Consider the following 13157-nt stretch of genomic DNA (forward strand, 5'->3'; position numbering starts at 1 on the left):
GCCGGGCTCGGCGAATGCGCGCCGATGGCGCGGGCCGCGGCGAGCGCGGCGGCCGCGGCGGCAATCTGGGCGTCGCTGGGGCCCTGGGTCCCGTTGAGCCTGCGCATCGCGTCGATGGCGTGCTCGATCCGGCGGGCCACGCGCTCGGTTTCCGCGGCCAGAGTGATCATCGCCATGGTGGCGGCGGTCGCCCCGCGGCCGGGAGCCATGGCCTCGCGGCCGGCCGACAGCGCGAGAAGGCCCGCCTCGCGCGCCAGCGCGACCAGGGCAGCCTCGCGCGTGAGCGCCGCGTCTGCCTCGGCAACGGCGGTCGCAGGCTGGTCGGCCGCGTGATCGGACAAGGGCATGGTCATCTTCGGCACCGGTGAGGCCAGACGCGCGGCGCCCGCATGGGCGTGGTCTGCCGGTCTCCAAGCTTCGCCGATTTGGTTAGGTTCGCGTTAAAGTTGGCCAACTCCCTGCGTCAACAGCCCATACGTGTCGGGCTGCCGGTGCTGGGCGAAGTTGAAGATGTTGCGCTTGATCTCGGCGCAGCGGTCGAGGTCCACAGCCGCGCAGACGAGTTCGTCCCCGAGCGTGGCGGCTACAGCGAGGATCTCGCCGGTCGGCGCCACGACGCAGCTTCCTCCGATCAGCTCGCAACCTTCCTCCACGCCCGCCTTCGCCGCGCCGACGACATAGGTGCCGTTCTGGTAGGCGCCGGCCTGCAGGCAGAGGTGGTTGTGGAAGTCCTGCAGCCGGTCATGCTCCGGGGCGAGGGGATAGTGGCGCGGGGTGTTGTATCCGGCCATGACCATCTCCACCCCGTTCAGGCCGAGCATGCGGAAGGCTTCGGGCCAGCGCCGGTCGTTGCAGATGAGGACGCCCGCCCTGCAATCCTCGACCGTGGTGACCGGGAAGCCGAGGTCGCCGCGCTCGAAGTAGCGCTTCTCCAGGTGCTGGAACGGTCGCTGGGGTTCGTGATCGCGGTGTCCGGGGAGATGGACCTTGCGATATTTGTGGACGATCCGGCCGGCCCGGTCGACCAGGATGGCGGTGTTGAAGCGGCGCTCCACGCCGCTGTCGTCGACCTTCTCGGCGAACCCGAGGTGGAACGCGATCTCCGCCCCGCGCGCCGCGTCGAAGAGCGGCTGGACGTCCGCCGACGGCATTCGCGTCTCGAAGAAGCGGTCTACCTCGCTCTGCCGCTCCATGAACCAGCGCGGAAAGAAGGTCGTGAGGGCGAGCTCGGGGAAGACCAGCCACGACACGCCGCGCCGGCGCGCCTCCTCGACGAGCCGCACCATCCGGGCGACGACGTCGCGACGGGGTTCGTCCCGGGCGATCGGGCCCAGTTGCGCGGCGGCGGCGATGAAGCGGCGGGACATGACGGGCTCTCCTTGGCGTGCGCCAAGCAAGCCGCGTTCCAGCGGGAGGGGAGCGCGGTGCCGCGCGAGGCGCGGAACCGGAGGGGCCGAGCGTTGTTGGCAGCAGATCCCACCCCAACCGAGAGGTCCAGCTCCATGCTCCGTTCCGTCATCGTTGCAGGCACCGTGATTCTGGCGACCGCGTCCGGCGCCTCCGCCCAGGACGCGGCGGCCGGCGAAAAGGTCTTCACCGTCTGTCGCGCCTGTCATCAGGTCGGCGACACCGCCAAGAACGGCGTCGGCCCCGTCCTCAACGGGCTGTTCGGACGCAAGGCCGGATCGGTTGCGGGCTACAGCTATTCGACGGCGAACAAGGAGTCGGGCCTGAGCTGGGACGAGGCGACCTTCGCCGACTACATCAAGGATCCCAAGGCCAAGGTTCCCGGCACGAAAATGATCTACCCGGGGCTCAAGGACGAGCAGAAGATCAAGGATCTGATCGGCTATCTCCACCAGTTCGACAAGGCGCCCGTCCAACTTGGCAATTCGTGAATGTTAGCAGGGCTCTGGACGCGCCCGGCGCGCTTCTGCCGCATCACCTTTTCGTGTGGTGCGGTTGCGCGGCGCGGCGCTCCGAAGCACTCTCACCGCCTCCAGGGAGCACCGCTAAGAAGGCTCCCTTCGTCGTGGGCGGGATTCACATGATCAAATTGAACATCAATGGGACTTTGCACGAGCTCGACGTGGAGCCGGACACGCCGCTCCTTTGGGCCATCCGCGAGCACGCCGGCCTGACCGGCACGAAGTACGGTTGCGGCGTCGCCCAGTGCGGGGCCTGCACGGTGCACGTCGACGGGGTCGCCATGCGCTCCTGCTCGATCCCGGTCGGGGAGTTCAAGCCGGAGCAGAAGATCGTCACCATCGAGGGGTTGTCCCCCACGGTGACGCATCCCATCCAGAAGGCGTGGCTGGAGCTCGACGTCCCGCAGTGCGGCTATTGCCAGTCCGGCCAGATCATGGCCGCGGCGGCGCTTCTCCAGGCCAACCCCAAGCCCACCGACGAGCAGATCCGCTCCGAGATGACCAACATCTGCCGCTGCGGCACCTACAACCGCATCCAGGCCGCGATCAAGCTCGCGGCCACCGGCATGGCCGGCTGAGGGGAGCGCGCACCATGGGCAAGGTTTTCGACACCTCCCGCCGCGGCTTCCTGAAGGGAGCCGGCGTCACCGCCGCGGGGTTCACCCTCGGTTTCCACGTGCCTTTCGCCGGTGACGCGCAGGCCGCCGTCACACCCGACGAGATCAACGCCTGGGTTGTGGTGAAGCCCGACGAGACGGTCATCATCCGCATCGCCCGCGTCGACATGGGCCAGGGCACGCTCACTGGCCTGGCCCAGCTCGTCGCCGAGGAGCTCGAGTGCGACTGGAGCAAGGTGAAAACGGAATACCCCACGCCCGGCGAAAGCCTGGCCCGCAATCGCGTCTGGGGGAATTTCGGCACGGCCGGCAGCCGCGGCATCCGCGACTCGCAGGACTATGTGCGCAAGGGCGGCGCCGCCGCGCGCATGATGCTCGTGCAGGCTGCCGCCACCGAGTGGAAGGTGCCGGCCTCGGAGTGCAAGGCATCGAAGGGCATCGTCACCCACCCGGCCAGCGGCAAGAGCCTGAGCTACGGCCAGCTCGCCATGGCGGCCTCCAAGCTCGAGGCTCCCAAGGACGTTCCGCTGAAGGACCCCAAGGACTGGACGCTCGCCGGCAAGCCGGTGAAGCGCCTGGACACGGTCGAGAAGCTGAGCGGCAAGCTCGTCTACAGCATCGACATGAAGATGCCGGGCATGCTGAACGCGGCGATCCGCGACACGCCGGTGCTCGGCGGCAAGGTCAAGAGCTTCAACGCCTCCAAGGCCGAGGCGATGAAGGGCGTGAAGAAGGTCATGCAGGTCGGCGACTCTGCCGTCGCCGTCGTGGCCGACACGTGGTGGCGCGCCAAGTCCGCCCTCGAGGCGGTCGAGATCGTCTGGGACGAGGGGCCGAACGGCGCCATCTCGAACGATCAGGTCAAGGCCATGCTCAAGGAAGGCCTCACGGCCGAGCAGGCCTTCGTCGGCAACCAGGCCGGTGACGTGAAGGCGGCGCTCGCCTCCGCCGCGAAGGTGGTCGAGGCCACCTACCACGTGCCGTGGCAGCACCACGTGACCATGGAGCCGATGAACGCCACGGCGCTCTGGACGTCGGACAAGTGCGAGGTCTGGACGGCCACCCAGAACGCGGAGGCGGCTCTCGCCACCGCCGCGGATGCGGCCGGCCTGCCCGTGGCCAAGTGCGACGTCTACCGGCACGCGCTGGGCGGCGGCTTCGGCCGGCGCGCCACGAGCCACGACTTCGTGCGCCAGGCGGTGCTCATCGCCAAGGCGATGCCGGGCACGCCGGTGAAGCTGATCTGGTCGCGCGAAGAGGACATGATGCACGGGTGGTATCACCCGACGACCATGGCCAAGCTCACCGCCGGGCTCGACGCCAACGGCAACGTGACCGGGATGCACATGCGCATCTCCGGCCAGTCGATCCTCGCCACCGTGAACCCGCAGGGGCTCCAGAACGGCAAGGATCCGGCGACCTTCCAGGGCCTCAACCCCGGCGGCGCCGAGGGCGCGTTCGGCTACACGACGATCGCAAACCTGCTCATCGATCACGCCATGCGCAACCCGCCGTTGAAGGCTGGTTTCTGGCGCGGCGTGAACAACAACCAGAACGCCTTCTACCTCGAGTGCTTCATCGACGAGGTGGCTCACGCGGCTGGCCAGGATCCCCTGGCCTTCCGCCAGAAGATGCTGGTCAACAGCCCCAAGCATCTCGCCGTGCTGAATGCCGTGGCGCAGAAGGCCGGATGGGGCACGCCCGCGCCCAAGGGCGTGTATCGCGGCCTCGCCCAGCACATGGGCTACGGCAGCTACGTGGCGGCCTGCGCCGAGGTGTCGGTCGACGACAAGGGCAAGCTGACGATCCATCGCATCGTGGCCGCGACGGACTGCGGCCACGCGGTGAACCCGCAGCAGATCGCCGCCCAGATCGAAGGCTCCTTTGCCTACGGACTGAGCGCCGCGCTGCACAGCGAGATCACCATCAAGGGCGGCAAGGTGCAGGAGGAGAACTTCGACACCTATCCGGCCCTGCGCATGGAGGAGATGCCGAAGGTCGAGTCCATCGTCATGCCGTCCGGCGGCTTCTGGGGCGGTGTCGGCGAGCCGACGATCTTCGTGGCCGCGCCCGCCGTGTTCAACGCGATCTTCGCCGCGACCGGCAAGCGGATCCGCACGCTGCCGCTGGCCGACCAGGACCTGCGCAAGGCGTGAGAAGCATCAGTCTCGCGGCGGGCCCAGGGCCCGCCGCGATTCGTTTTCGTCCGGTGATGACATGATCCCCCCGCGTCACGTCAGGGCGATCGCCGTGGCCCTGGCCACCCTGATCGCCGTGCCACTGTCTGCCGCCAGGGCCGCCGGAACGGCGCCGGCGGGTGCCACGGCCTGCTCGGGCTGCCATGGCGGCCCGGCCGCGAGCGTGGGGCCGGCCATCGCTGGCCGCCCGGCCGCGGACATCGCGGGCGCCATGCAGGCCTTTCGCACGGGCGAGCGCGCGGGCACGGTCATGCCGCGCATCGCCAAGGGATTCACGGCCGAGGAGAGCGCGGCGATCGCCGCGTGGTGGAGCGAGGCGAAGCCATGAGGCCAGGCCCCGACCGCCGCACCCTGATCACCGGTCTCGTCGCCACGCTGCCGGCCGCCCTGGCCGCGCCGCGTGTGCTCGCCCAGGCCCCGCCGCGGGTCGTGGTCGTGGGCGGCGGCTTCGGCGGCACGACCTGCGCCCGCGTCCTGCAGCGCGCAGGCTTCGGCGTGACCCTGGTCGAGCCCTCCGCGACCTACACGTCATGTGCTTTTTCCAACGGCGTCGTCGAGGGCACCCGCAGCCTCGCCCAGCAGCAGTTCGGCTACGAGGGCGTGGCCCGGCAAGGCGTCGTCCTGGCCAGGCTCTCCGCCGTCGGCGTCGACGCCACGGCGCGCAGCGTGCGCCTCTCGGACGGCTCGAGCCTCGGCTACGACCGCCTCGTGCTCGCGCCCGGCATCGACCTGCGCTTCGACGCGCTGCCGGGCTACGACCAGGCGGCCGCCGGGGTCATGCCCCATGCGTGGAAGGCCGGCGAGCAGACGCTGCTGCTGCGCCGGCAACTGGAGGCGATGGAGGACGGGGGAACGGTCGTCATCGTCGCGCCCGCCAATCCGTTCCGCTGCCCGCCGGGCCCCTATGAGCGGGCCAGTCTGATCGCCGCCTATCTCAAGGCCAACAAGCCGCGATCGAAGATCGTCATCCTCGACGCCAAGGATGCCTTCTCGAAGCAGAAGCTGTTCCAGAATGCCTGGGACGATCTCTACCCGGGCATGATCGAGTGGGTGGGACTGTCCCAGGGCGGCAAGGTGGTGGAGGTGGTGCCGGGCGAGATGACGCTCGTCACCGAGTTCGGCCGCACCAAGGCCACGGTGGCCAACGTCATCCCCCCGCAGCGCGCCGGCGCCATCGCGGCCGCGGCCGGAACCGCCGACCGAAGCGGCTGGTGTCCCATCGACCCGGTGACGTTCGAATCCAAGCTCGTCCCCGGCATTCACCTCGTGGGCGACGCGATCATCGCGGGGGGCATGCCCAAGTCCGCCTTCGCCGCGAATGCCCAGGCCAAGGCCTGCGCGGACGCGGTGGCCATGCTGCTGCGGGGGCAGGCGCCGGCTCCGCCCAAACTCATCAACACCTGCTACAGCCTGGTGGGGCCGGGATACGGGATCTCCGTGGCCGGCGTGTATCGCCCCGCCAATGGCCTGCTCACCGACGTGGAGGGAGCCGGCGGAACCAGTCCGGTCGATGCCCCCCGCGAGCAGCGGGCGCAGGAAGCGATCTACGCCGATGCCTGGTTCCGGACGATCACGGCCGAAGTCTTTGGCTGAGGCCCGCCGCCTCGTCGCCGCACTGGCCCTCCTGGCGGCCTGGCCGGTCGCGGCCGCAGCCGAGACGGTCCCGCCGGGAGCCGTCGCAGTCGTGGGGGACGGCATTCCCCGGCCGCTCACCGACCGCCCAGGCGATCCGGCGCGGGGCCGTGCGATCGTCGTCGATCGGCAGAAGGGGCTCTGCCTTCTCTGTCACACGGGACCGTTCCCGGAGCAGCGCTTTCCCGGCACGCTGGCGCCGGACCTCGCCGGCGCGGGCTCGCGGTGGAACGAGGCCCAGCTGCGGCTGCGTCTGGTCGATGGCCGTCTCCTCAATCCGGACAGCATCATGCCTGCGTATTACAGGATCGACGGGTTCGTCCGGGTGGCCAGGGCCTTTGCCGGCCGGCCGATCCTGGAGGCCCAGGACGTCGAGGACGTGGTCGCGTTCCTGGCGACCCTGCGGGAGGAGCCCGTGAAGAAGGAGAGCCCATGATCGCCTCGCGCAAGTCACTCCTCACGCCGAACCGCCGCGGTCTCCTGGCGGCGGGCGGCGGCCTCGTCGGCCTGCTCGCGCTGCGTCCGGCCCACGCCACGGCTTCGGCGATGCAGGAGGCCATGAAGGCGTTCTGCGCGGGCGTGACCCCGCAGGCGGGGCGCGTCACCCTGGACATCCCGCCGCTCGTGGAGAACGGCAACTCCGTGCCCCTGACCGTCAGGGTCGAGGCCGCCATGACGGCCCAGGAGCACGTGCGCAGGATCGGCGTGTTCAACGAGCGCAATCCGCAGCCCAACATTGCCGTCTTCCACCTCAATGCCAGGTCCGGCCGGGCCGAGGTCGCGACCCGCATCCGGCTCGGGGACAGCCAGATCATCGCGGCCATCGCCGAACTCAGCGACGGCTCGCTGTGGACCGCGACGGCCGAACTCGTCGTGACGTTGCCGGCCTGCGTGGAAAGCTGAGGGAGACGCACCATGGGACGCGCGCTCATCAACGTGCCGCCGAAGGCCCGCAAGGGCCAGGTCATCGACATCAAGGCGCTCGTCTCGCACCCGATGGAGACCGGCTACCGCACCGGCCCGGACGGCGCGCTCGTGCCCCGCGACATCATCAACCGCTTCCTCGTGACCTGGAACGGCCAGGAGATCTTCAGCGCGGATCTCTTCCCGGCGATCGCAGCCAATCCCTATTTCGCGTTCACGACGATCGCGCAGGAGAGCGGGACGATCACGTTCCGGTGGTTCGACGACAAGGGCAACGCCCAGGTCGAGACCGCCGCCATCGTGGTCGAATGAGGCGCCTCGTCGCCATCGCGGGCGTCGCCCTGGGGCTGGCCGCGGGGCTCCAGGCGTCGCGGGGTGACGAGCGTCGCTCCGGTGCCACCTTCATGAGCCCGCAGACGCAGGCCCTGCAGGCCGACGACGCGGCCAATCCCGGCATGCTGTCGGTCGCCGACGGGCAAGCGCAATGGTCGACCCCTGCCGGTCCGAACGGCACGGCCTGCACCGCCTGCCATGGCGACGCGCGGGACACGATGCGCGGCGTCGCCGCCCGCTATCCAGCCATCGACGCCGTCTCGGGCAAGGCGGTCGACCTGATGGGGCGGATCAACCTGTGCCGCACCCGGAACATGGGCGCTCCGGCACTGCCGGCGGAAGGGGCGGAACTGCTCGGGCTTGCGGCCTATGTCGGCTTCCAGTCCCGGGGCCTGCGCATTGCGCCGCCGACGGGAGCCGCCATGGATGCCGTGCGTGACGCGGGGCGCGCCCTCTACACCCGGCGCCAGGGGCAGCTCGATTTCAGCTGCGCGGCCTGTCACGACGACAACTGGGGCCGAAGGCTCGCTGCGGCACCCATCCCGCAGGCCCATCCGACGGGCTATCCGCTGTACCGGCTCGAATGGCAGGCCACCGGCTCGCTGCAGCGCCGCTTTCGCAACTGCATGACCGGCGTGAGGGCCGAGCCCTGGCCCTACGGCTCCGACGAGGCGATCGCGCTGGAGGCGTTCCTGATGGACCGGGCGCGCGGGATGGCGGTTGAGACGCCCGCCGTCAGACCCTGATCAAGAGTGCCACTCCCGTGGGACAACTGATCGTTGACGAAACCTGACAATTCTGCGCAGCATTCGACACATGAATACTGGCTTAACTATTTCAGAGAAAACGATCCTGCGGTTGTAGTCGGTTGTAGAAACCCCGGAAAACAACCTGAGATATAGGTTATTGGACGCGACGTGCCGCGTCTGCAATTTGTCTTGGGAGCCCCCGTGCGGGGTCTGTGAATGACGCCTGAGGAGCTCAGAGGTATCGAGCGGGATACGTTGGCGCGCCTGTGGGAGACTCAGGACGACGACCCGCCGTGGTCCTACCTGTACACCCGGCCCGGCTACACGAGCGCGTGGTGGTACCCCTGGCACGACGACAACGTGACGCTCGGTCTGGAGCGGGCGGTCGGGCGCGACGAGGTGCCCGCCACCCGCGTTTCGACCTGCTTGGCGCGCGCCGAGGATGCGCGCTGGTCTTGGGTCGTCTACGTCATCCCGGTCGATCACGTCAGCGAGAAGCGCTTCGCGGCGCTGGCATGCGGCCCCGACCTCGAATCCGTGCCGGCCATGCTCGGCGTGTTCGAGACGGAGGGCGAGGCCTGGCGCGCGGTGCGCCGGGCCGGCGCGATGGGCGGCGAGGATCTGCCGGAATCCTCCGTCCACGGGTGAACCCGGGCGGCTCTCGGGCGTTTCGAGTTTCAGCAGGATCGGCCGGCCCCGGCAACGGGGCGCGCCGCCAGCTCTGCGCCAGCGGGAACGCTGCAGCGCGCAGGGTGCATTGTGCAATGCGAAATGAAGGAATCCCTGGAGAAACGACGATCTAAGGCTTCGGATTGAGCGCTTGGTCGACGATTGGTTTCGGTTGAGACGAAAAAATCGAAACCCCAGGGGTTGAAATGCTGCACTGCAGCATCTATGTTCAGGCCGTGGCGCTGAGGCGTCACATGCCCTCCTTGGGCGTTTCCTCCCTAGACTTGGGCCAGCCTGCGGGCTGGCCTTTTTTCTTTCCAGGGCAGGAAAGCGATCCCGCCCACCACAGCGGACCCGATCAGGACTCAGGACCGGCCGAAGCTGCGGCGGCGGACGGCGGCCCGGGGGAGGCCGCCGCCATGTCGTCGATCAGGACTTCTTGCCGTCCGGGCCGAACTGCTTGAGGTAGGCCAGCACGTTGTCGACGTCGGCGTCCGACGTCAGCCCCGGGAAGATCATCTTGGTTCCCGGCACCTTGGCCTTCGGGTTGCGGATGTACTCCTTGAACGTGGCTTCGTCCCACGTGATGCCGGAGCTCTTGTTCGCGTCGGAGTAGTTGTATCCCTCGTACGTGCCTGCCTTGCGGCCGATGACGCCGTTCAGAACCGGACCGACCGCATTCTTCGCGCCCTCACCGATCTGGTGGCAGACCTTGCACTTCAGGAACACTTTTTCGCCCGCCGCGGCGTCCTGGGCCATCGCCCCCGCCACCGAGGCCACCAGCGCGGCCGTGGCTGCGAGAGTCGTTGCAATCAGTCTCATGCTCAGTCTCCTTCCCAAACGCCGGTCGAACCGGCGGTCCCCAATTTACGAGCGGTCGCAGGTCACGGATCCGAATTTGAGCGGCGGGGACTTATAATCTTTCGTCATGTTTTTTCGCCGATCGCAAAGCCGGTGGGCAGCAGATCGGAAGTGTCAATTTAGCGTGACACTTTCTTTGTCCAACGCTACTGTCAGCGGGTCGGCAGCATCCCGTGGCTGCCGCTCGGTCGAGGCGGCTCTCCCGTCGCGGCGCAGTCGACGTGATCGGGCAGGGAAAGCCGATGCGGCACACCAGGTCTCCTGAGCCTCTCGACGGTCTCCCCGATTCGCACGAGTGGACGGCCGCCGGCGCGAACCTATTTCGCCACGACAGCGGCGCGGGCGTCCCCAGCCGCAGGCGTTCGGCCCAGGGCGGGGGCGCGCCGGCGCGCGACGCCTCCCAGGCCAGGCCGGTCTTTCCGTTCTCCGCCATCGTCGGCCAGGACGAGATGAAGCTCGCGATCCTGATCGCGGCAGTCGATCCCTCGGTGGGCGGCGTGCTCGTGTTCGGCGACCGCGGGACCGGAAAATCGACCGCCGTGCGCGCCCTCGCGGCGTTGCTGCCGCGGATGAAGGTCGTCGCGGCCTGCCCTTACGGTTGCGATCCCGAGGCCACGTCCGGCCGGTGCGACGCCTGCCGCGCGCTCGGCAAGGCGCCGGCGGCGCGATCCGTCCCCGTGCCGGTCGTCGACCTGCCGCTCGGTGTCACCGAGGACCGGGTCGTCGGGGCACTGGATCTCGAGAAGGCCCTGGCGAAGGGCGAGAAGGCGTTCGAGCCCGGCCTGCTCGCCCGCGCCAACCGCGGATTTCTCTACATCGACGAGGTGAACCTCCTGGAGGACCACATCGTCGACCTGTTGCTCGACGTTGCGGCCTCCGGCGAGAACGTTGTCGAGCGTGAAGGCCTGAGCGTGCGCCATCCTGCGCGGTTCGTGCTGGTCGGCAGCGGCAATCCGGAGGAGGGCGAGCTGCGTCCGCAGCTGCTCGACCGCTTCGGCATGGCCGTCGAGGTGTCGACGCCCTCCGACATCGCGACGCGGGTCGAGGTGGTGAAGCGGCGCGATGCCTTCGAGCGCGATCCGGCCGGCTTCTGCGCCAAGTGGGTGCGCAAGGAGCAGGCGCTGCGCCGGTCCATCTCCGCTGCGCGTGCCCGACTCACCAGCCTCGAGGCCCCCGACGAGGTCCTCGAGATGGCGGCGCGCCTGTGCTCCGTGCTGGGGACCGACGGCCTGCGCGGCGAACTGACCCTCCTGCGGACGGCCCGGGCCCTGGCCGCGCTCGACGGCGACGACACGGTGACGCTGCGTCACCTGCGCCGCGTCGCGCCCTCCGCCCTGCGCCACCGCCTGCGCCGCAACCCCCTCGACGACGCGGGCTCGACGGTCCGGGTCGAACGCGCCATCGCCGAGGTGTTCGGCGCCGAACAGGGGCATGCCCCCCGTCCTTCAACCGCGCCGGCCGTCGCGGTCCATGTCTCCGCCTGATCCGACCCCTCCGCAGACCTCTGCCTGGACCGACGCGGTTCTCGCGGCCGCCATCACCGCGGTCGATCCCGCCTATGTCGGCGGGACCTGGGTCAAGGCGCGCGTCGGCCCCGTGCGCGAGCGCTGGACGAAATTGCTGCGTGGCCTGCTGACGGCCGACCGCCCCGCCAGGCGATTGCCGCTCCCGGTGGCCGACGACCGGCTGCTGGGCGGGCTCGACCTGCCGGCGACCCTGGCGGCGGGGCGGCCCGTCGCCCAGGCGGGCCTGCTGGCGGAAGCCGATGGCGGGCTCCTCATCGTTCCCATGGCCGAGCGTCTGCCGACGGGGACGGCCGCGCGGCTCGCCGCCGTCATGGACACCGCCGTCGCGGTGGTCGAGCGCGAGGGCTTGGCGCTGCGTCTGCCGACGCGCTTCGGGGTCGTCGCCCTCGACGAGGGTGTCGAGCCGGACGAAGCTCCGCCGCCCGCCCTCACCGACAGGCTGGCCCTGCGCGTCGACCTGACCGGAGTGAGCGTGCGCGATCTCGACGTGCCTGTTCCCACGCCCGCCATGATCGCGCGGGCCCGGACGCTGCTGCCCGAGATCCACGATCCCGACGACGCCGTCGAGGCCTTCTGTTCGGTCGGCGCGGCCTTCGGCATCGATTCCCTGAGGGCACCCCTGCTGGCCCTGCGCACCGCGCGGGTGCTGGCCGCGCTCGCCGGCCGCGACCATGTGGTCCAGGACGACCTGCGGGCGGCCTCGCGGCTTGTGCTGGCTCCACGCGCAACGCAGCTTCCCGCCGAGCCTCCCGAGGCGGCCGAACCGGAGCAGCCTCCGCCGCCCCCGTCCGAGACGCCGCCGTCCGAGGAGAACGAGGCGACCCGTCGCGACGACACGACGCCACGGGAGATCGTGGCCGAGGCCACGCGGGCCGCGCTTCCGCCCGGCTTGCTCGCGGCGCTACTCGCCGGCCAGGGCCGGCGCGGCCAGGCTCCCGCCGGCAGGGCTGGGTCGAGCCGGATGACGCGGCTGCGCGGCCGGCCGGCCGGTGCCCAGGCCGGCATGCCGGGTGGCGGTGCCCGCCTGGCTCTCGTGGAGACGCTGCGGGCGGCCGCGCCCTGGCAGCCCCTGCGGCGGCGCGAGACGGCGGGCGCGGGATCGCGCGTGCTCGTGCGCCGGGACGACTTCCGCATCCGTCGGTTCATCCACCAGACCGAGACCACCACCATCTTCGCCGTGGATGCCTCCGGCTCCTCGGCGCTGCACCGCATGGCGGAAGCCAAGGGAGCGGTCGAGCTGCTCCTGGCCGACTGCTACGTGCGCCGCGACCAGGTGGCTCTCGTCGCCTTCCGCGGCCAGGTGGCCGACGTGCTGCTGCCGCCCACCCGGTCGCTGGTGCGCGCCAAGAGGAGCCTCGCCGGACTGCCTGGCGGTGGCGGAACGCCGCTGGCCGCCGGCCTCGAGGTCGCGGCGATGCTGGCCGATGCCGCGGCGCGCCGCGGGCAGACGCCCGTTCTGGTCGTGCTGACCGATGGCCGCGCCAACATCGCGCGCGACGGACGGCAGGGCCGGGGTCCCGGCGAGGAGGACGCACTCGCCGCCGCCAAGGTCATCGCGCAGGCAGGGCTGTCGACGATCCTGGTCGACACGTCGCCGCGGCCGCAGCGCCAGGCCGAGACCCTGGCGCGCACCATGCGGGCCCGCTACCTGCCGCTGCCCCACGCCGACGCGCAGGGGCTCTCGACGGCCGTGAAGGCCTTGGCCGGAGGGCAACGCTGA

General features: G+C 70.1%; 14 protein-coding genes and 1 pseudogene. 12 read left to right on the forward strand and 3 right to left on the reverse strand.

What is annotated here, in order from left to right; all coding sequences use genetic code 11:
* Positions 1–347: hypothetical protein (locus tag Q0Q47_RS26420; RefSeq protein ID WP_293867333.1), on the reverse strand; the 347-nt coding region annotated here is incomplete at its 3' end.
* Between the two features lie 93 nt (positions 348–440).
* Complete coding sequence (locus Q0Q47_RS26425; RefSeq protein WP_293867335.1) at positions 441–1367, reverse strand: N-carbamoyl-D-amino-acid hydrolase; 927 nt, start codon at positions 1365–1367, stop codon at positions 441–443.
* A 135-nt stretch (positions 1368–1502) separates the two neighbouring features.
* Between Q0Q47_RS26425 and Q0Q47_RS26430 the strand changes: the two genes are divergently transcribed.
* The 10 genes from Q0Q47_RS26430 to Q0Q47_RS26475 all read left to right on the forward strand — a co-directional run bounded on the left by Q0Q47_RS26430 (position 1503) and on the right by Q0Q47_RS26475 (position 9029).
* Positions 1503–1898, forward strand: coding sequence for a cytochrome c family protein (locus tag Q0Q47_RS26430; protein ID WP_293867337.1), 396 nt, complete (start codon positions 1503–1505; stop codon positions 1896–1898).
* Positions 1899–2047: 149 nt separating this feature from the next.
* Positions 2048–2506, forward strand: coding sequence for a (2Fe-2S)-binding protein (locus Q0Q47_RS26435; RefSeq protein WP_293867339.1), 459 nt, complete (start codon positions 2048–2050; stop codon positions 2504–2506).
* Positions 2507–2520: 14 nt separating this feature from the next.
* The gene (locus tag Q0Q47_RS26440; RefSeq protein ID WP_293867341.1) at positions 2521–4701 is read left to right on the forward strand and encodes a molybdopterin cofactor-binding domain-containing protein; all 2181 of its coding nucleotides are present in this window, start codon (positions 2521–2523) and stop codon (positions 4699–4701) included.
* Positions 4702–4762: 61 nt separating this feature from the next.
* The gene (locus tag Q0Q47_RS26445; protein WP_293867343.1) at positions 4763–5071 is read left to right on the forward strand and encodes a c-type cytochrome; all 309 of its coding nucleotides are present in this window, start codon (positions 4763–4765) and stop codon (positions 5069–5071) included.
* Positions 5068–6336: an NAD(P)/FAD-dependent oxidoreductase gene (locus Q0Q47_RS26450; protein WP_293867345.1), complete on the forward strand. Its 1269-nt coding sequence runs from the start codon at positions 5068–5070 to the stop codon at positions 6334–6336. Before Q0Q47_RS26445 ends, Q0Q47_RS26450 begins: the two co-directional genes overlap by 4 nt.
* Positions 6329–6811 carry a sulfur oxidation c-type cytochrome SoxX gene (gene soxX, locus Q0Q47_RS26455; RefSeq protein ID WP_293867347.1) on the forward strand — a complete coding sequence of 161 codons (483 nt, stop codon included), beginning with the start codon at positions 6329–6331 and terminating at the stop codon, positions 6809–6811. Before Q0Q47_RS26450 ends, soxX begins: the two co-directional genes overlap by 8 nt.
* A complete protein-coding gene (locus Q0Q47_RS26460) occupies positions 6808–7278 on the forward strand; it encodes a SoxY-related AACIE arm protein (protein ID WP_293867349.1) in 471 nt (156 codons plus the stop codon). Before soxX ends, Q0Q47_RS26460 begins: the two co-directional genes overlap by 4 nt.
* Before the next feature lie 12 nt (positions 7279–7290).
* Positions 7291–7611 (forward strand): thiosulfate oxidation carrier complex protein SoxZ, encoded by a 321-nt coding sequence (soxZ, locus tag Q0Q47_RS26465; protein ID WP_293867351.1) that lies wholly within the window; start codon positions 7291–7293, stop codon positions 7609–7611.
* Positions 7608–8378: a sulfur oxidation c-type cytochrome SoxA gene (gene soxA / locus Q0Q47_RS26470; RefSeq protein WP_293867353.1), complete on the forward strand. Its 771-nt coding sequence runs from the start codon at positions 7608–7610 to the stop codon at positions 8376–8378. Before soxZ ends, soxA begins: the two co-directional genes overlap by 4 nt.
* A gap of 258 nt (positions 8379–8636) precedes the next feature.
* The gene (locus tag Q0Q47_RS26475) at positions 8637–9029 is read left to right on the forward strand and encodes a hypothetical protein (RefSeq protein ID WP_293867355.1); all 393 of its coding nucleotides are present in this window, start codon (positions 8637–8639) and stop codon (positions 9027–9029) included.
* Between the two features lie 450 nt (positions 9030–9479).
* Here Q0Q47_RS26475 and Q0Q47_RS26480 read toward each other — a convergent pair whose 3' ends face one another.
* Positions 9480–9872, reverse strand: a complete 393-nt coding sequence (locus Q0Q47_RS26480) for a cytochrome c family protein (protein WP_293867357.1) — start codon at positions 9870–9872, stop codon at positions 9480–9482.
* 281 nt (positions 9873–10153) lie between these two features.
* On the opposite strand from Q0Q47_RS26480, the pseudogene bchI reads away from it, so the two are divergent.
* Both bchI and Q0Q47_RS26490 read left to right on the forward strand, forming a co-directional pair.
* A pseudogene (bchI, locus tag Q0Q47_RS26485) lies at positions 10154–11329 on the forward strand (magnesium chelatase ATPase subunit I); the annotation flags it as partial.
* Between the two features lie 52 nt (positions 11330–11381).
* The gene (locus Q0Q47_RS26490; RefSeq protein ID WP_293867361.1) at positions 11382–13157 is read left to right on the forward strand and encodes a magnesium chelatase subunit D; all 1776 of its coding nucleotides are present in this window, start codon (positions 11382–11384) and stop codon (positions 13155–13157) included.

Source organism: uncultured Alsobacter sp. (assembly GCF_945952055.1).
Lineage (GTDB): Bacteria > Pseudomonadota > Alphaproteobacteria > Rhizobiales > Beijerinckiaceae > Alsobacter.